This window comes from Streptomyces sp. bgisy159, from assembly GCF_965341775.1.
Lineage (GTDB): Bacteria > Actinomycetota > Actinomycetes > Streptomycetales > Streptomycetaceae > Streptomyces.
In genome coordinates, this window is sequence record NZ_CBDQZH010000003.1 from 219,383 (window position 1) to 234,705 (window position 15,323).

Consider the following 15,323-nt stretch of genomic DNA (forward strand, 5'->3'; position numbering starts at 1 on the left):
AACCTCAAAGAGGAAGGCGGTGGCGGCCGGGTGCTTCAATGCCCGCGTGACTGACTACGACGTGCTCCGGGTCTTCTGCGCGCCGAACGGCGGCTACGGCAACGAACTGGGCGTCGTCCGCGACGGCTCGCGGCTCCCCGACCGCGCCGACCGCCAGGAACTGGCCGGAAAGCTCGGCTTCAGCGAGACCGTGTTCGTGGACGACCCCGAGCGCGGCGTCATCGACATCTACACACCCACCCTGCGCCTGCCCTTCGCCGGCCACCCCTGCGTGGGCGCGGCCTGGCTGCTCGACGTGCCCGAACTCGTCACTCCCGCCGGCGTGGTCGGCGCCCGCCTCGACGGGGAGTTCAGCTGGATCGAGGCGCGCCCGGAGTGGGCGCCGCCGCGCACCCTGCGCCCGTACGCCACCGCCGCCGAGGTCGACGCGCTGCCGGTGCCGCCCAAGGGCGAGTGGGTGTACGCCTGGGCGTGGGAGGACGAGCCGGCGGGGCGGATCCGCGCCCGGGCCTTCCCCGGCCGGGACGACGGCATCGACGAGGACGAGGCCACGGGTGCGGCGGCCCTGCTGCTCACCGACCGTCTCGGCCGCGCCCTGAACATCACCCAGGGCTCCGGCTCCCAGATCCTCACCGCTCCGCAGCCGGGCGGCTGGGTGGAGATCGGCGGCCGGGTCTTCCTGGAGCGCTGACCCGGGCGGTGCCGCCCCAGGCGGACGGATGGGCGCCGGTCCGTCCGTCCGTACGGGCGGAAGGCGCGCGTCCGTACGGACGGACCGGCGTGTGGGCGCGGCGGCGCCAGGGGACCTCTGGCCATGTCCAGTCCCCCTGGGAGAGGAACCCCATGCGTATTCGTTCAGTCCTTGCCGCCGCCGCCATGGCCGTCGCGCTGACCGCCGCGGGCGCGGCCACCGCCTCCGCCGCCCAGCACGACCCGCGTCACTGCAACGACAGGGACGCGTGCGACACCTACTTCGGCGGCATCGACACCAGCTCCAGTGACCTCTTCTGGGGCGGCGCCTACTGCCGCGACCACCACGGAGACACGGTCGCGCGAACGCGCCCCGTGCCCACGCCGTGAACGGCGCGGGGTGCGGGGCGCGCGTGCGTGCTCAGGCCGACAGCGGGAACTCCTCGCCCAGCGCCCGGAACACCGCCGTGTTCAGCGTGAACGCCCGTCGGCACTCGGCCACCACCCGCTGCTTCTCCATGTCGTCCGCGGGCATGGCGTCCAGCAGCGCCCGGTACTCGCGCTTGAAGGCGGCCGGACTGGCGATGGACTCGAAGACGTAGAAGCGGACGCCGTCGCCCTTCCTCGCGAACCCCCAGGTCCGCTCCGCCCGGTCCCGGATGAACTGTCCTCCGGACAGGTCGCCGAGGTAGCGGGTGTAGTGGTGGGCGACGTAGCCCGCCGGCCACCGCTCGGCGCACTCGCGCACCCGGCCCGCGTACGCGCGGGTGGCCGGCAGCGCCGTCGGGGCCGAGCGCCGGCCAGGGCCGCGCAGATGGGCCAGGTCCCGCTCCAGCGCCCGCAGCCGGAACAGCTCCGGCCGGATGAACGGCCCGGCCACCGGGTCGGCCGCCAGCCGCTCGGCGCCGGCCTCCAGGGCCTCGTACACGAACCACAGCTGCTCGGTGTAGCGCGTGTACGCCTTCACGGGCAGCCTGCCGCCGAGCAGGGCGCTCATGAAGGGGGAAGTCTCGGCCTCGGTGTGCTGCTCGTGGGACGCGGTGCGGATGACGGCCGAGAAGGAATCCATGGAACCCGCCTTTTGCCGACGACCTGTCGGTAAAAGCGTACAAGCAGGAGCCCGCCCCCGGTGGGGACGGGCCTCCGTACGGGTTACCGAAAGGGGTGGGGGCGCGGGCTACGGGAGGGTGAGGATGTCCGCCCCGGTCTCCGTCACCACCAGCGTGTGCTCGAACTGCGCCGTCCGCCTGCGGTCCTTGGTGACGACCGTCCAGCCGTCGTCCCACATGTCGTACTCGTGGGTCCCGAGGGTCAGCATCGGCTCGATGGTGAAGGTCATCCCCGGCCGCATCACCGTCGTGGCGTGCGGGCTGTCGTAGTGCGGGACGATCAGGCCCGAGTGGAAGGACGAGCTGATGCCGTGGCCCGTGAAGTCCCGGACCACCCCGTAGCCGAACCGCTTGGCGTAGGACTCGATGACCCGCCCGATGACGTTGATCTGACGGCCCGGCCTGACCGCCTTGATCGCGCGGGTGAGGGACTCGCGGGTGCGCTCCACCAGCAGCCGGGACTCCTCGTCGACCTCACCCACCGGATAGGTGGCGTTGTTGTCGCCGTGCACCCCTCCGATGTACGCGGTGACGTCCAGGTTGACGATGTCGCCGTCGCGCAGGACCGTCGAGTCCGGGATGCCGTGGCAGATCACCTCGTTGACGCTCGTGCACAGCGACTTGGGGAAGCCGCGGTAGCCGAGGGTGGAGGGGTAGGCACCGTGGTCGCACATGTATTCGTGCGCCACCTTGTCCAGTTCGTCGGTGGTGACACCCGGCGCGATGATCTTCGCGGCCTCCGCCATCGCCCGCGCGGCGATCCGCCCGGCGACGCGCATCGCCTCGACGGTCTCCGGGGTCTGCACCTCCGGTCCGGTGTACGGGGCCGGCGCGGGCTTGCCGACGTACTCGGGACGGCGGATGTTTCCGGGCACGGAACGGGTGGGAGACAGCTCCCCTGGTACGAGCAGCGACTGGCCAGACATGCCAGCGAGTCTAAGACAGCGGCGATGGGGGACCATGTCCGTTGACGACGGAAGGAACCGGTCATGGCCCTGTTCAAGAAGCGTACGGTCGGCAAACCGGGCGAGTGGTACTACTGCCTGGAGCACAAGAAGGTCGAGGAGGGCCCGGAGTGCCCCGCCAAGGACCGCTTCGGCCCCTACGCCACCCGCCAGGACGCCGAACACGCCCTGCAGACCGCCCGCGAACGCAACCTCGAGTGGGAGAACGACCCGCGCTGGCACGACGCGCGGACCGGCGAGCCGACGGACGAGAGCTGACCGCGTCGCCCGCACACCGGGGGCACCCGAGCGCCCGCCGTCGCACGCCCGCACCGGCCGGCCGCCCGGCGGCCTGATCACGGCGCGGCCTCCGCGACGGCGGCCCGCCGTTCCCGTTCCCCTCCTCGGCCCCGTCGGCGACGGCACTCACCACGGCGTCGGGGGTGGGGCCGTGAGGGAGTCCGCCAGGGCGGCCAGGCGGTCGCGGAAGCGACGGCGGCCGCGGGGAGGCGAGGAGACCGTGTCCTCGCCGGCCGCCGCGCTCACCAGGTGCTGCACCGTGTCCAGGTCCAGCTCCGCGCCCTCCGGCACCGCCAGCCCCTCGTGCGCCATGGCCTGCAACTCACCGTCCCCGTCCCCCAACGCGAGCACCGTCGCACCGGCCCTCCGCGCCCCGTGCACCCGCTCCAGCAGCGCCGCGTCCCCGTCCGGCGCCACCACCAGCAGCGTCTCCCCGCGCCGCGCCGCCTCGATCCGGCCCAGCCCGACCGCGAGATGCGGCGGATCCCCGGGCCGCGCGGCGTGCCGTACCAGCGTCGGCGCCAGCTCCGGCGTGTCCGACCAGGCCGCCTCGTCCACCAGGTGCGCCGCCAGGTGCCACGGCTCGTACGCCGCCGTGCCCACCAGCAGCAGACCGCCCCCGTGCGACACCACCGATCCGCGCAACGCCCCGGCGAAGCGGCGCGTGGCCCCCAGCCACTCGGTCCCGGCAAGCACCTCGCGCAGCAGCGCGACCCGTACGGCGTCCATGCCGCCGCATCCTGCCCCGGTCACCTCCGTCCCGGCACCCGGTTCGCCGCCGGTTCCCCCGACCTGACGAACGGACAGGGCGAGGAGCGGCGAGGAGCGCCGCCCCGGCCCCGGGGGAGGCCGCCGCGTAAAGTCGGGCCATGACCTCTACCGACAGTGCCCAGCCCGCGCCCGCCCGTAAGGCTCCCGCCAAGGACCCCTGGGACCTGCCCGACGTCTCCGGTCACGTCGTCGGCGTGCTCGGCGGTACCGGACCGCAGGGCAAGGGCCTCGCCTACCGCCTCGCCAGGGCCGGCCAGAAGGTGATCATCGGTTCCCGCGCCGCCGACCGCGCCCGGGCCGCCGCCGACGAGATCGGCCACGGCGTCGAGGGCGCCGACAACGCCGAGTGCGCGCGCCGCAGCGATATCGTCATCGTCGCCGTGCCGTGGGACGGCCACGGCAAGACCCTTCAGTCCCTGCGTGAGGAGCTGTCCGGGAAGCTGGTCGTCGACTGCGTCAACCCGCTCGGCTTCGACAAACAGGGCGCCTACGCGCTGAAGCCCGAGGAGGGCAGCGCGGCCCAGCAGGCCGCCGCCCTGCTGCCGGACTCCCGGGTCACCGCCGCCTTCCACCACCTGTCCGCCGTCCTCCTCCAGGACCCGGAGATCGACGAGATCGACACCGACGTCATGGTCCTCGGCGAGGAGCGCGCCGACGTGGAGACCGTGCAGGCGCTGGCCGGCCGCATCCCCGGCATGCGCGGCATCTTCGCCGGCCGGCTGCGAGGCGCCCACCAGGTGGAGTCGCTGGTCGCGAACCTGATCTCGGTGAACCGCCGCTACAAGGCGCACGCGGGGCTCCGCGTCACGGACGTGTGACCGCATGGGGGACACTGGACGGCACAGCAGTGTCCCCCCGCCTCACAGGAGCCGACCCCATGCCCCGCCTGGCCGTGTACACCCTGATCGTCTGCGCGCTCTCCGTGGCCGCGGCCGTCGTCTCCTTCGTCGAGGGCAGCTGGCTTGGCGTCGTCTGGGTGCTGCTGGCGGGCCTGTCGTCCAACATGGCCTGGTACTACGTCCGGCGCGGCCGGGCGGCGGCCTACGCCCAGAAGCGGTAGAGGTCCCGGCCGTAGTACGTCTCGAACTCGCTCACGCCGAGGAAGCGCAGCACCGTGTCGACCAGGTCGAAGAAGACCGCGTTGACCGACGGCACCCACAGCAGCGCGAACACGAACAGCAGCCCGAACGGGGCGAACGGCTCCACCTGCCGCTTCACGCCGTACGACAGCCACGGTTCGATGACGCCGTAGCCGTCCAGGCCGGGCACCGGAAGGAAGTTCAGGATGGCGGCCGTCACCTGCAGCAGCGCCAGGAAGGCGAGGGCGAGGCGGAAGTCGTCCGGGACGCCGTCCAGCGCGTCCAGCCAGAACGGCGCGGTGCACACGGCGGCGAACAGCACGTTGGTCAGCGGACCCGCCGCCGAGATCAGGCTGTGGCGCCAGCGCCCCCGGATCCGGTGCCGCTCGATGAAGACGGCACCGCCGGGCAGACCGATACCGCCCATGATCACGAACACCACCGGCAGCACGATGCTCAGCAGCGCGTGCGTGTACTTCAGCGGGTTCAGCGTCAGGTATCCCTTGGCGCCGATGGTGATGTCGCCGCCGTGCAGGGCCGTGCGCGCGTGCGCGTACTCGTGCAGGCACAGGGAGACGACCCAGGCGGCGGTCACGAACAGGAACACGGCCACGCCGGGCTGCTCCGCGAACCCGCTCCAGGTGGCCCACCCGGTGACCGCGGTGACGGCCACGATGCCGACGAAGACCGGGCTGACCCGCCGGTCGCTGGGCCGGCGGGCGGTGGCGGTGGTCATAGGGCTCCCTGACTCTCACGAAATGGGCGCGACGGTGTGGGCGCGGACCGCCCCGACCGTACCCGGCGCACCGGAAAACGTCTCGCGGCGGGTCAGGGGTTCCGGAGAAGGTGGGGGCATGGGGATGCGGCAGGTGTTCTACGAGGACTGGCAGATGGAGTGCTGCGGCCGGCCGTTCGCGGTCGGCGACGAGGTCGGCTGGCCGCTGCGGCCCGCCGACGGCGCGGACGCCCCGGCGCCCCACGTGGTCGAGCGGCACGGCGACAAGTGGCCCGAGACCACCGGCCGCGTCCGGGAGATCCTGATGGTCACCCAGGGGTACGCCGAGACCGGCCCGGGCTCGCGGACCTGGGAGCCGGTACCCGGCACCCGGTCGCTGCGGCCGGTGGACCGCTGCCCGAAGTGGTTCCGGCAGGGCGAGCCGGGGGAGCGCGGCGTACGGCACGACGAGGTGGGCGTCCTGGTGACACTGGACGTCCCGGCCGCCCCCTGACCCGAGCCGTCCCCAGCACACCCGACCGACAGGGACAATGAACCCCGTGCGCTACCGCATCCTCGGCACCGTTCAGGTGCTCCGCCCCGACGGCACGGCCGTCACCGTGGGCGGGGCGCGGCTGCGTGCCCTGCTGACCGTCCTCGCGCTGCGGGCCGGGCGGACGGTGCCGGCCGGGCTGCTGGTGGCGGAGGTCTGGGCGGGCGATCCGCCGGCCGACGCGGCCGGCGCGCTGCAGGCGCTGGTCGGCCGGCTGCGCCGAGCGCTCGGCGCGGACGCCGTCGCCTCGGTCGACGGCGGCTACCGGCTCACCGCCGACCCCGACGACGTCGACCTGCACCGCTTCGAGCGCCTCACCGCCGACGGTCTGCTCGCGCTGGCCGACGGCGACGCCCCCAAGGCCGCCGCCACCCTCGACGACGCCCTCGCTCTGTGGCAGGGACCGGCCCTGACCGGCCTGCCCGACAGCGGCCCGGAGACGGCACGGTGGGAGGCCCGCCGCCTGGACGCGCTGCGCGCCCGCCACGCCGCCGCCCTCGCGCTCGGCCACGCCGAGTGGTCCCTGCCCGAGCTGACGGCGCTGTGCGACGCGCATCCGCTGGACGAGCCCCTGCAGTGCCTGCGGCTGCGCGCCCTGCGCGACGCCGGCCGCTCGGCCGAGGCCCTGGCCGCCTACGACGGCGTGCGCCGGCTGCTGGCCGACCGGCTCGGCGCCGACCCCGGACCCGAACTGCGCACCCTGCACTCGCAACTCCTCGCCCCGCGGGCGCCCACCCGACCCGCGGCCCCGGCTCCCGCCCGGCGCCCCACGGCGCCCGAGGAGCCGACCACCCCGGGCGGGACGCCGACTGCGGCACCGGGGCCGGCCTCTGGCGCGGCGTCGGCTTCGGGTGCGTCCCCGGTCGGGTCCGGTGGTCCGGTTTCCGGTGGTGTCTCGGGTTCGCCCGGGGCGTCGGGTGCGGCTTCCGGTGCGGCGTCGGCTCCGGGTGGGGTGGCTTCGGGGGCGGCTGCGGTCTCGTCCGGTGATCCGGCCCCCGGCCCGGCTCCGGGAGCGTCTGCGGGCCCGGACCCGCTCGCGGGGCCGGCCGCACCTGTGCGTTCCGGTTCGTCCGGGTCGACGGAGCCGTCCGGGTCGCCGGACCCGGCCGGGGCCGCCGCAGGGCCGGCCCCCGACGCCGGACGGCCGCGCCCCGGGGCGCAGCCGCCCGGCAACCTCCGTGCCCGGCTCACCTCCTTCGTCGGCCGGGAGGCCGACATCGAGGATCTGCGGGAGGATCTCGCCACCGCCCGCCTGGTGACGCTGCTCGGCCCCGGCGGGGCGGGCAAGACCCGGCTGTCGCAGGAGGCCGCCGAACGGTTCCGGGACGCCGCGCCGGACGGGGTGTGGCTGGCGGAACTCGCACCGGTCGACGCCCCGGACGCCGTACCCCGGGCCGTACTGACCGCCGTCGGAGGCCGGGAGACCCTGCTGCACAGCGCCGGCGCCGAGGAGATGCGGGCGGTCGCCGAGCGCCACGACGATCCCGTGGAGCGGCTCGTCGAGCACTGCGGCCGGCGCCGCATGCTGCTGATCCTCGACAACTGCGAGCACGTCGTGGAGGCCGCCGCCCGCCTCGCCGAGGAACTCCTCGCCCGCTGCCCCGGGCTGACCCTCCTCGCCACCAGCCGCGAACCCCTCGGCGTGCCCGGCGAGTCGCTGCGCCCCGTGGAGCCGCTGCCGCAGCCCGTCGCGCTCCGGCTGCTCGCCGAGCGCGGCGCGGCCGCCCGGCCGGGCTTCCGCGTCGACGCCGACGAGGAGACCGCGGCGGCCTGCGCGGAGATCTGCCGCCGCCTGGACGGCCTGCCCCTCGCCATCGAACTCGCCGCCGCCCGCCTGCGCATGCTCACCCCCCGGCAGCTCGCCGACCGCCTCGACGACCGCTTCCGGCTGCTCACCTCCGGCAGCCGCACCGTCCTGCCCCGCCAGCAGACGCTGCGCGCCGTCGTCGACTGGTCCTGGGACCTGCTCGACGACGACGAACGCGACGTCCTCACCCGCCTGTCGGTGTTCGCCGGCGGCTGCGACCTGGCCGCCGCCGAGGCCGTGTGCGGCCCCGTCGCCCTGGAGGCGCTGGGCTCGCTCGTCGACAAGTCCCTGGTGGCCGCCGCGCCCACGGACGAGGGCGAGATGCGCTACCGGCTCCTGGAGACCGTCGCCGAGTACGCGGGCGAACGCCTCGACGAGGCCGGCCGGCGCGCCGACGCCGAGCGCGCGCACCTGACGTACTACCGCGAACTCGCCCGCACCACCGACCCGTTGCTGCGCGGCCGCCACCAGCGTGCCGCGATCGCCCGGTTCGAGACCGAGTACGAGAACCTGCGCACCGCGCTGCGCCGCGCCGTCGCCGCGCGCGACGAGCAGGAGGGGCTGTACCTCGTCCACTCCCTGGTCTGGTACTGGCACACCCGGGACCTGCGTATCGAGTCCCGCACCTGGTCCCGCGCGGTCATGGACCTCGGCCCCGACCCGTTCGCCGAGCCGGTCCGCCCGGCCGCCCCGGTGACACGGCGGTGCACCGACACCCCGCCCCCGCTGACCGGCGAGGAACTGTGGGAGGCCCGGCGCGGACTGCACCTGACCCACCTCGCCGCCATGCACACCGAGATGGAGGCGTGGCAGACCCCGGCGGCCCAGGACAAGCTGCACACCATCGCCGCGACCTACGTCCCCGGCCTGCCGCAGACCTGCCGTGCCCCCGGCATCCTCTGGTTCTTCGCCGTGATGCTGACCGGTGACATGGAGCGGCTGCGCGAGATCATCGACGCCAACGTCCGCACCTGCCGGCAGACCCCGGGTTTCGACTGGGAGCTCGCCTTCTGTCTGCAACTGCGCGCCAACATGCTCGCCAACCGCACCGAATGGGTCGGCGACGCCGCCCGGGACGCCGACGAGGCGCTGGAGCGGTTCCGGAGCCTGGGCGACACCTGGGGCGCGGCCGAGGCGCTGGCCGCCCGCGCGGAGGCCCATGAGCGCCGCGCCGACTACCGCGAGGCCGCCGCCGACTACGAGGACGCCATGGCCCACGCCGAACGGCTCGGGGCCCGCGCCCAGCAGTCGATCCTCGCCGCCCGGCTGGGCAGCGTGCTGCTGGAGGCCGGCGACGACGAGCGGGGTGAGCGCATCCTGCGCGAGGTGATCGACCGCACGGACGCCACCAGCGAGGCCATGCCCGCCGCCCGGCTGTTCCTGTCCGGCTGGCTGGGCATCACCGGCCGCACCGCGGAGGCCCGCGAGCAACTGCGGCTTCTGCGCCAGGACTTCGGCATCGCGCACTTCGTCGTCTTCGAGGCGTTCCTGCTCGGCGCCGAGGCCTGGCTGGACGCCGTGGACGGCCACTCGGGGAAGGCCCTGGAGACGGTGCGCACGGCGTTGGACCGGGCCGGGGACACGCTGGCCCAGGCCATCGCCCCGCAAGTGCGCCCCCTCTACCTCACGGTGGCCGCCGTGGCTCTCGGCGGTGTCGACGACGGTGCGCGTGCCGCCGACGCGGCCCGCTGCCTGGGCGCCGCCGAGGCGCTGCTGACACCCGAACACGTCCGTTCCCGACTGGAGCGGGTCTCCCTGGAGCTGGCCGAGGGCCGGGTGCGGTCCGCGCTCGGCGAGCAGGAGTACCGGCGCGCGTACGCCGAGGGCGGCGGCCTCTCCTACGAGGAGGCCGCCGCCCTGGTCTGAGCGGTCACCGGCTCAGTGCTTGGTGCGGAACTTGTGGACGGCCACCGGCGCCATGACCGCCGTCAGCAGCACCGACCAGCCGACCGTCATCCACAGGCCGTGGGCGACCGGACCGCCGACCATCAGCCCGCGCGCGGCGTCCGCGAGGGAGGACAGCGGGTTGTAGTCGGTGAAGTTCTGCAGCCAGCCCGGCATGGACTCCGTCGGCGCGAAGATCGACGAGCCGAACTGCAGCGGCATCAGCACCAGGAAACCCATCGCCTGCACGGACTGCGCGCTCTTCATGACCACGCCGAGTGTGAGGAAGACCCACATCAGGGAGGAGCCGAAGAGCACGGCCAGGCCGACGGAGGCCAGCAGCCCGGCCCAGTTGGTGATCTCGAAGCCCACCAGCACGCCGACCACCATCAGGACGCAGGTCGCGCACAGCATGCGCATCAGCTCGACGGCGATCTTGGCGAACAGCACCGAGCCGCGGCCGATCGGCAGGGACCGGAAACGGTCCATGACACCGGAGTTGAAGTCGGTGTTGAAGCCGGTGCCCACGCCCTGGGCCATGGTCATGCCCATCATGGCCAGCATGCCGGGCATGACGTACTGCACGTACGCCTCCTGGCCGCCGGCGGCGCCCAGCGACTGCCCGATGGAGCCGCCGAAGACGTACACGAAGAGCAGCGTGAAGACGATCGGGAAGAGGACGGCGTCGAACATCGACTCCGGGTCCTGCCGGATCCACAGCAGGTTGCGGCGGATCAGGGCACCGGTGTGCCGCAGATGCCCGCGCAGCGGGATCCGGACGTCGGCCGGGGCGTCGGCCGGTGCGGCTTCCGGTGCGGCGGCGGGCGTACGGTCGGGGGCGGTGGTGGTGGCGCTCATGCGGCGGCCTCCTCGCGGGTGTCGGCGGGCACGGTGTCCTGCGGGGCGCCGGCGCGGTGGCCGGTCAGGGACAGGAACACCTCGTCCAGGCTGGGGAGTTCGGTGGTGACGGAGGAGAGGGTGACGCCGAGGGCGGTGAGGGCGCCGACGACGGCGGTGAGCTGTTCGTCGCTGAGCACCGGCACCAGCAGGGAGTCCCGCTCGGTGTCCACGGTGGTGGCCGCCAGGCCGGTGATGCCGAGGCCGTCGAGGTGCGCGGCGAGCGGCCGCAGCCGGAGCGGGTCGGCCGGCCGTACGCGCAGGGTCCGGCCGCCGACCTTCGCCTTCAGCTCGTCGATGCCGCCCCGGGCGATGACCCGGCCGCGGTCCACGACGGTCAGCTCGGAGGCGAGCTGTTCGGCCTCTTCCATGTACTGGGTGGTCAGCAGGACCGTGACCCCGTCACCGACCATGGCCTTGACCTCGTCCCACACCTCGTTGCGGGTGCGGGGGTCGAGGCCGGTCGTGGGTTCGTCGAGGAACAGCACGGCGGGCCGGCCGATCATCGACGCGGCGAGGTCGAGCCGGCGCCGCATACCGCCGGAGTACGTGCCCGCCGGCCGGCGCGCGGCCTCGGTCAGGGAGAACCGCTCCAGCAGCTCGTCGGCCCGGGCCCGCGCCTCTTTGCGCGGCAGGTCCAGCAGCCGGCCGATGAGGTACAGGTTCTCCCACCCCGGGAGCTTCTCGTCGACCGAGGCGTACTGTCCGGTGAGCCCGATCACCCGGCGCAGCTGCCGGGGCCGGCGTACGACGTCGTAGCCGGCGACGGTGGCCTGTCCGGCGTCGGGGGCGAGCAGCGTGGACAGGATGCGGACCAGCGTGGTCTTCCCGGCGCCGTTCGGGCCGAGCACCCCCATCACGGTGCCCTCCCGCACGTCCAGGTCCACTCCGTCGAGCGCCTTGGTCTCGCCGTAGTGCTTGGCCAGTCCCCGTACGGTCACGGCGCTCGCGGCGCCGGCGGGGTCGTTGTCGATGCGCGTCATGCCGAGAACGCTGCCAGCGCCCACCGACAGGGGACCGACAGCCGCCGACAACCCGCCTACAGACCACCGACACGCCACCGACACCCCGGGGCGCGCGTCCGCGCCGGGCCGGGCGGAACGGGGACAGCCCGCCGATGGGGGAAGTCGGCGGGCTGTCCGTGGTGCGGCGGTGGCTCAGTGGACGGAGTGCTCCTCCTGCGGGAACGTTCCGCCGACGACGTCCTCCGCGAAGGCCCGGGCGGCCCCGGTCATCACCTCGCGCAGGTTCGCGTACTGCTTGACGAACTTCGGGACCCGGCCGGAGGTCAGGCCCAGCATGTCGGTCCAGACGAGGACCTGCGCGTCGGTCTCGGCGCCGGCCCCGATCCCGACCGTCGGGATGTGCAGGACCCGGGTCACCTCGGCCGCCAGCTCCGCCGGGACCAGCTCCAGCACCACCGCGAACGCGCCGGCGTCCTGCACGGCCTTGGCGTCGCGCAGCAGCTGCGCGGCCGCCTCCTCGCCCCGGCCCTGGACGCGGTAGCCCATGGCGTTGACGGACTGCGGGGTGAGCCCGATGTGGGCCATCACCGGGATGCCGGACTCCACCAGCAGCTCGATCTGGCGGTGCGAGCGCTCGCCGCCCTCCAGCTTGACGGCTCCCACCCCGGCCTCCTTCACCAGCCGGGTCGCCGAGCGCAGCGCCTGGACGGGGCCCTCCTGGTACGAGCCGAAGGGGAGGTCGCCGACGACGAGGGAGCGCCGGGTGCCGCGCACCACGGCCGCCGACAGCAGGGTCATCTCGTCGAGGGTGACCGGAACGGTGGTGTCGTACCCGAGGTGGCAGTTGCCCGCCGAGTCGCCGACGAGGATCACCGGGATCCCGGCCTCGTCGAAGACGGACGCGGTCATCGCGTCGTAGGCGGTGAGCATGGGCCACTTCTCGCCGCGCTCCTTGGCGGCGGCGATGTCGCGCACGGTGATGCGGCGGGTGGTCTTGCCCCCGTACAGCGCCTTGCCGGCGTCGGAGGGCTTGTGCGGTGCGCTCTGGGCAGCCGAAAGCTGCGTCATGGCAACGGCTCCTTACGTCATCTCGAGGCGCCCTGACGGCGTCCCCGGACCACCTCCATGGTGGCACTTCGTGCCGACGGGGGCCAGAGCGCCCCCTGTGGGTAAGACCTCAGTAAAGAATTCCGATACGAGACGGTTCCGTATCGGAAATCGGGGGTTCTCCTCCTAGGCTCGACGCATGACCACTGCCGCTTCTCCCGCACCCGGCCGCATACCGGAGGCCGTGCACCGTCGCCGCTGGGCGATCCTGGGCGTGCTGATGCTCAGCCTGCTGATCGTGGTGCTCGACAACTCGATCCTCAACGTCGCCATCAAGACCATCTCCACCCCCGCCCCGACCGGCCTGGGCGCCACCCAGAGCGAGCTGGAGTGGGCGATCAACTCCTACACCCTGGTCTTCGCGGGCCTGCTGTTCAGCGCGGGCCTGCTCGGCGACCGGATCGGCCGCAAGAAGGTGCTGCTGGGCGGCCTCGTCGTGTTCGGCGTCGGCTCGGCGCTGGCCGCCGAGTCCGGCTCACCGGGTCAGCTCATCGCCTTCCGCGCGCTGATGGCCCTCGGCGCGGCCTTCGTCATGCCGGCCACCCTCGCCGTCCTGATGAACGTCTTCGAGCGCGAGGAGCAGCCCAAGGCGATCGGCATCTGGGCGGGCGGGGTCGGCCTCGCCATCGCCATCGGCCCGATCACCGGCGGCGTGCTGCTCGACCACTTCTGGTGGGGCTCGGTCTTCCTGGTCAACGTGCCGATCGTGGTGGTCGCCCTCGCGCTGATGGTGTGGCTGGTGCCCGACTCCCGCGACCCGAACCCCGGCCGGATCGACCCGGTCGGCGTGGCGCTGTCGGTGGTCGGCCTGGTGCTGCTGGTCTACGGCATCATCAAGGGCGGTGAGCTGGCCGACTTCACCGACCCGACCGTCCTCGCGACCATCGCCGCCGGTCTCGCGGTGCTCGTGGCGTTCGTCCTGTTCGAGAAGCGCAGCGACCACCCGTCCATCGACATCTCCTACTTCCGGAACAAGGTGTTCTCGGCGGCGATCTCCGTCATCGCGCTGGTCTTCTTCGCGCTGATGGGTGTCACCTTCTTCTCGGTCTTCTACACCCAGAGCGTGCGCGGCTACTCGCCGCTGCAGACCGGTCTGCTCCTGCTGCCGCTGGCCCTCGCCCAGCTGGTCTTCGCGCCGCGCGCCCGGCTGGTCGTCGACCGGTTCGGGAACCGGGCGACCACCACGGCGGGCATGGTGCTGATCGCGGCGACCCTGGTGGCGTTCGCCACGCTGGACGAGGACACCCCGATCTGGCTGCTGGAGGTCGTCTTCTTCCTCATGGGCGCCGGCATGGCCCACATCATGACCCCGACCAGCGTCGTCATCATGCAGGCGCTGCCCCGCGAGAAGGCCGGCTCCGCGTCCGCTCTGAGCAACACCTTCCGGCAGGTCGGCGGCGCCCTGGGCATCGCCGTGCTCGGCTCGGTGCTGTCGACGTCGTACCGCACGGGCATCGAGGGCGACCTGGGCGCGCTGCCGCCGGGTGTGCGGGAGACCGCCGGCGAGTCCATCGAGGCCACCCTGGGCGTGGCGGCGGGACTCGGCGAGCGGGGCGAGGCGCTGGTCGCACCCGCCCACGACGCCTTCCTGCACGCCATGCACGTCACCGCCCTGTGCGGGGCCGGTGTGGCCGTGCTGGGCGCGGTCGTGGTCGCGCTGTTCCTGCCGGGCCGGCCGTCCGCCGGTGAACCGGCCGAGGGTGAGCGGGAGCTGGCCGGGGTACCGGAGTAGGCGCCGACGGCCCGGTGGTGACCTGGGAGAATTGGCCCGAGACGACGAAGGGACGACGCAGGTGAGTCTTGCCGGCACACAGGGCGAGGCGGGCAGCCCCGGCCGGGGACGGCCGCGCAGCGAGGCGGTGGAGCGGGCCATCCTCGAAGGGACGATGAAGCTGCTGGAGGACGGCGTCCCGCTGGGCGACATCTCCATCGAGCGGATCGCCCGCACCGCCGGCGTCGGCAAGGCCGCCATCTACCGCCGCTGGAGCGGCAAGGAGGAGCTCTTCGTCGACGTCGTGCGCGCGGCCGAGCCCCCCGATCCCGAGCTGCCCGGCACCGGTCTGCGCGACGACCTGATCGCGCTGCTGGAGACGCTCCGGCGGCGCGGCCTGGCCAAGCGGGGATCGGCGTTCCTGCACACCGTGTACGCCCAGATGAAGAGCAGTCCCAAGGTCTGGGACGCCTACCACCACGGCGTCGTCGAGCCCCGCCGTCGCCTCGCCCTCGACGTCCTGCGCCGGGCGCAGCGGAACGGGGAACTCCGCGCCGACCTGGACCTCGACCTGGTGAACGACATCGTGGTCGGGCCCATGCTGCTGCGCACCATGATGCGTCCCGACGGCGACCTGTCCGAGGGCCTGTCGGCCCGGATCGTGGACACGCTGCTGGAGGGCCTACGCCCCGTCAGTTCAACACAGAACTAGTTGAAATGTGCCCGTTCGGTCACAGCCGCGCCCGAGGCGGCCCCGCGCGGAACTCCTGACGACGCCCCGCTCGTCCTCC

At 73.5% G+C, this 15,323-nt stretch carries 16 protein-coding genes; 9 read left to right on the forward strand and 7 right to left on the reverse strand.

Translation table 11 applies throughout. The features are described 5' to 3' along the window. Window positions 1–46 precede the first annotated feature (46 nt). Together ACSLTV_RS04915 and ACSLTV_RS04920 are read left to right on the forward strand one after the other, a co-directional pair. Window positions 47–691, forward strand: coding sequence for a PhzF family phenazine biosynthesis protein (locus ACSLTV_RS04915; protein WP_432135716.1), 645 nt, complete (start codon window positions 47–49; stop codon window positions 689–691). Window positions 692–843: 152 nt separating this feature from the next. Next, window positions 844–1,080 carry a hypothetical protein gene (locus ACSLTV_RS04920; protein ID WP_432135715.1) on the forward strand — a complete coding sequence of 79 codons (237 nt, stop codon included), beginning with the start codon at window positions 844–846 and terminating at the stop codon, window positions 1,078–1,080. Window positions 1,081–1,111: 31 nt separating this feature from the next. Here the strand turns inward: ACSLTV_RS04920 and ACSLTV_RS04925 are convergent, their stop codons facing one another. Continuing rightward, complete coding sequence (locus tag ACSLTV_RS04925) at window positions 1,112–1,759, reverse strand: heme oxygenase (biliverdin-producing) (RefSeq protein ID WP_432135714.1); 648 nt, start codon at window positions 1,757–1,759, stop codon at window positions 1,112–1,114. Window positions 1,760–1,867: 108 nt separating this feature from the next. Continuing rightward, window positions 1,868–2,725, reverse strand: a complete 858-nt coding sequence (gene map, locus ACSLTV_RS04930; protein ID WP_432135713.1) for a type I methionyl aminopeptidase — start codon at window positions 2,723–2,725, stop codon at window positions 1,868–1,870. A 63-nt stretch (window positions 2,726–2,788) separates the two neighbouring features. Here map and ACSLTV_RS04935 point away from each other — a divergent pair, with 63 nt between their 5' ends. Continuing rightward, a complete protein-coding gene (locus ACSLTV_RS04935) occupies window positions 2,789–3,022 on the forward strand; it encodes a hypothetical protein (protein ID WP_432135712.1) in 234 nt (77 codons plus the stop codon). Window positions 3,023–3,169: 147 nt separating this feature from the next. On the opposite strand, the gene ACSLTV_RS04940 is transcribed toward ACSLTV_RS04935, so the two are convergent. Then, window positions 3,170–3,772, reverse strand: coding sequence for a hypothetical protein (locus ACSLTV_RS04940; protein WP_432155784.1), 603 nt, complete (start codon window positions 3,770–3,772; stop codon window positions 3,170–3,172). A gap of 140 nt (window positions 3,773–3,912) precedes the next feature. Between ACSLTV_RS04940 and npdG the strand changes: the two genes are divergently transcribed. Together npdG and ACSLTV_RS04950 are read left to right on the forward strand one after the other, a co-directional pair. Further along, the gene (gene npdG / locus ACSLTV_RS04945; protein WP_432135710.1) at window positions 3,913–4,632 is read left to right on the forward strand and encodes an NADPH-dependent F420 reductase; all 720 of its coding nucleotides are present in this window, start codon (window positions 3,913–3,915) and stop codon (window positions 4,630–4,632) included. A 59-nt stretch (window positions 4,633–4,691) separates the two neighbouring features. Next, a complete protein-coding gene (locus ACSLTV_RS04950) occupies window positions 4,692–4,874 on the forward strand; it encodes a hypothetical protein (RefSeq protein WP_432135709.1) in 183 nt (60 codons plus the stop codon). Here the strand turns inward: ACSLTV_RS04950 and ACSLTV_RS04955 are convergent. Further along, the gene (locus ACSLTV_RS04955; protein WP_432135708.1) at window positions 4,856–5,629 is read right to left on the reverse strand and encodes a site-2 protease family protein; all 774 of its coding nucleotides are present in this window, start codon (window positions 5,627–5,629) and stop codon (window positions 4,856–4,858) included. The two genes, ACSLTV_RS04950 and ACSLTV_RS04955, sit on opposite strands and share 19 nt — an antisense overlap. Before the next feature lie 118 nt (window positions 5,630–5,747). Between ACSLTV_RS04955 and ACSLTV_RS04960 the strand changes: the two genes are divergently transcribed. Beyond that, window positions 5,748–6,122 (forward strand): DUF6578 domain-containing protein, encoded by a 375-nt coding sequence (locus ACSLTV_RS04960; protein ID WP_432135707.1) that lies wholly within the window; start codon window positions 5,748–5,750, stop codon window positions 6,120–6,122. A 37-nt stretch (window positions 6,123–6,159) separates the two neighbouring features. Next, a complete protein-coding gene (locus ACSLTV_RS04965; protein ID WP_435611687.1) occupies window positions 6,160–9,834 on the forward strand; it encodes an AfsR/SARP family transcriptional regulator in 3,675 nt (1,224 codons plus the stop codon). A gap of 12 nt (window positions 9,835–9,846) precedes the next feature. Here ACSLTV_RS04965 and ACSLTV_RS04970 read toward each other — a convergent pair whose 3' ends face one another. From ACSLTV_RS04970 to panB, 3 genes are all read right to left on the reverse strand, one after another. Further along, window positions 9,847–10,710: an ABC transporter permease gene (locus ACSLTV_RS04970; protein WP_432155782.1), complete on the reverse strand. Its 864-nt coding sequence runs from the start codon at window positions 10,708–10,710 to the stop codon at window positions 9,847–9,849. After that, window positions 10,707–11,732 carry an ATP-binding cassette domain-containing protein gene (locus ACSLTV_RS04975; RefSeq protein ID WP_432135704.1) on the reverse strand — a complete coding sequence of 342 codons (1,026 nt, stop codon included), beginning with the start codon at window positions 11,730–11,732 and terminating at the stop codon, window positions 10,707–10,709. Before ACSLTV_RS04975 ends, ACSLTV_RS04970 begins: the two co-directional genes overlap by 4 nt. 174 nt (window positions 11,733–11,906) lie before the next feature. Then, complete coding sequence (gene panB, locus ACSLTV_RS04980; RefSeq protein WP_432135703.1) at window positions 11,907–12,782, reverse strand: 3-methyl-2-oxobutanoate hydroxymethyltransferase; 876 nt, start codon at window positions 12,780–12,782, stop codon at window positions 11,907–11,909. Window positions 12,783–12,960: 178 nt separating this feature from the next. Here panB and ACSLTV_RS04985 point away from each other — a divergent pair, with 178 nt between their 5' ends. Then, entirely contained in the window at window positions 12,961–14,553 is a 1,593-nt protein-coding gene (locus tag ACSLTV_RS04985) for an MFS transporter (protein ID WP_432135702.1), read from the forward strand. Between the two features lie 61 nt (window positions 14,554–14,614). Beyond that, window positions 14,615–15,244: a TetR/AcrR family transcriptional regulator gene (locus tag ACSLTV_RS04990; protein ID WP_432135701.1), complete on the forward strand. Its 630-nt coding sequence runs from the start codon at window positions 14,615–14,617 to the stop codon at window positions 15,242–15,244. Window positions 15,245–15,323 lie beyond the last annotated feature (79 nt).

Excerpts from the sequence above, each read along its gene's own strand:
- ACSLTV_RS04920 (WP_432135715.1), top strand. The coding sequence starts at position 844 with ATGCGTATTCGTTCAGTCCTTGCCGCCGCCGCCATGGCCGTCGCGCTG.
- ACSLTV_RS04925 (WP_432135714.1), bottom strand. The coding sequence starts at position 1,759 with ATGGATTCCTTCTCGGCCGTCATCCGCACCGCGTCCCACGAGCAGCAC.
- map (WP_432135713.1), bottom strand. The coding sequence starts at position 2,725 with ATGTCTGGCCAGTCGCTGCTCGTACCAGGGGAGCTGTCTCCCACCCGT.
- ACSLTV_RS04935 (WP_432135712.1), top strand. The coding sequence starts at position 2,789 with ATGGCCCTGTTCAAGAAGCGTACGGTCGGCAAACCGGGCGAGTGGTAC.
- ACSLTV_RS04940 (WP_432155784.1), bottom strand. The coding sequence starts at position 3,772 with ATGGACGCCGTACGGGTCGCGCTGCTGCGCGAGGTGCTTGCCGGGACC.
- npdG (WP_432135710.1), top strand. The coding sequence starts at position 3,913 with ATGACCTCTACCGACAGTGCCCAGCCCGCGCCCGCCCGTAAGGCTCCC.
- ACSLTV_RS04950 (WP_432135709.1), top strand. The coding sequence starts at position 4,692 with ATGCCCCGCCTGGCCGTGTACACCCTGATCGTCTGCGCGCTCTCCGTG.
- ACSLTV_RS04955 (WP_432135708.1), bottom strand. The coding sequence starts at position 5,629 with ATGACCACCGCCACCGCCCGCCGGCCCAGCGACCGGCGGGTCAGCCCG.
- ACSLTV_RS04960 (WP_432135707.1), top strand. The coding sequence starts at position 5,748 with ATGGGGATGCGGCAGGTGTTCTACGAGGACTGGCAGATGGAGTGCTGC.
- ACSLTV_RS04965 (WP_435611687.1), top strand. The coding sequence starts at position 6,160 with ATGAACCCCGTGCGCTACCGCATCCTCGGCACCGTTCAGGTGCTCCGC.
- ACSLTV_RS04970 (WP_432155782.1), bottom strand. The coding sequence starts at position 10,710 with ATGAGCGCCACCACCACCGCCCCCGACCGTACGCCCGCCGCCGCACCG.
- ACSLTV_RS04975 (WP_432135704.1), bottom strand. The coding sequence starts at position 11,732 with ATGACGCGCATCGACAACGACCCCGCCGGCGCCGCGAGCGCCGTGACC.
- panB (WP_432135703.1), bottom strand. The coding sequence starts at position 12,782 with ATGACGCAGCTTTCGGCTGCCCAGAGCGCACCGCACAAGCCCTCCGAC.
- ACSLTV_RS04985 (WP_432135702.1), top strand. The coding sequence starts at position 12,961 with ATGACCACTGCCGCTTCTCCCGCACCCGGCCGCATACCGGAGGCCGTG.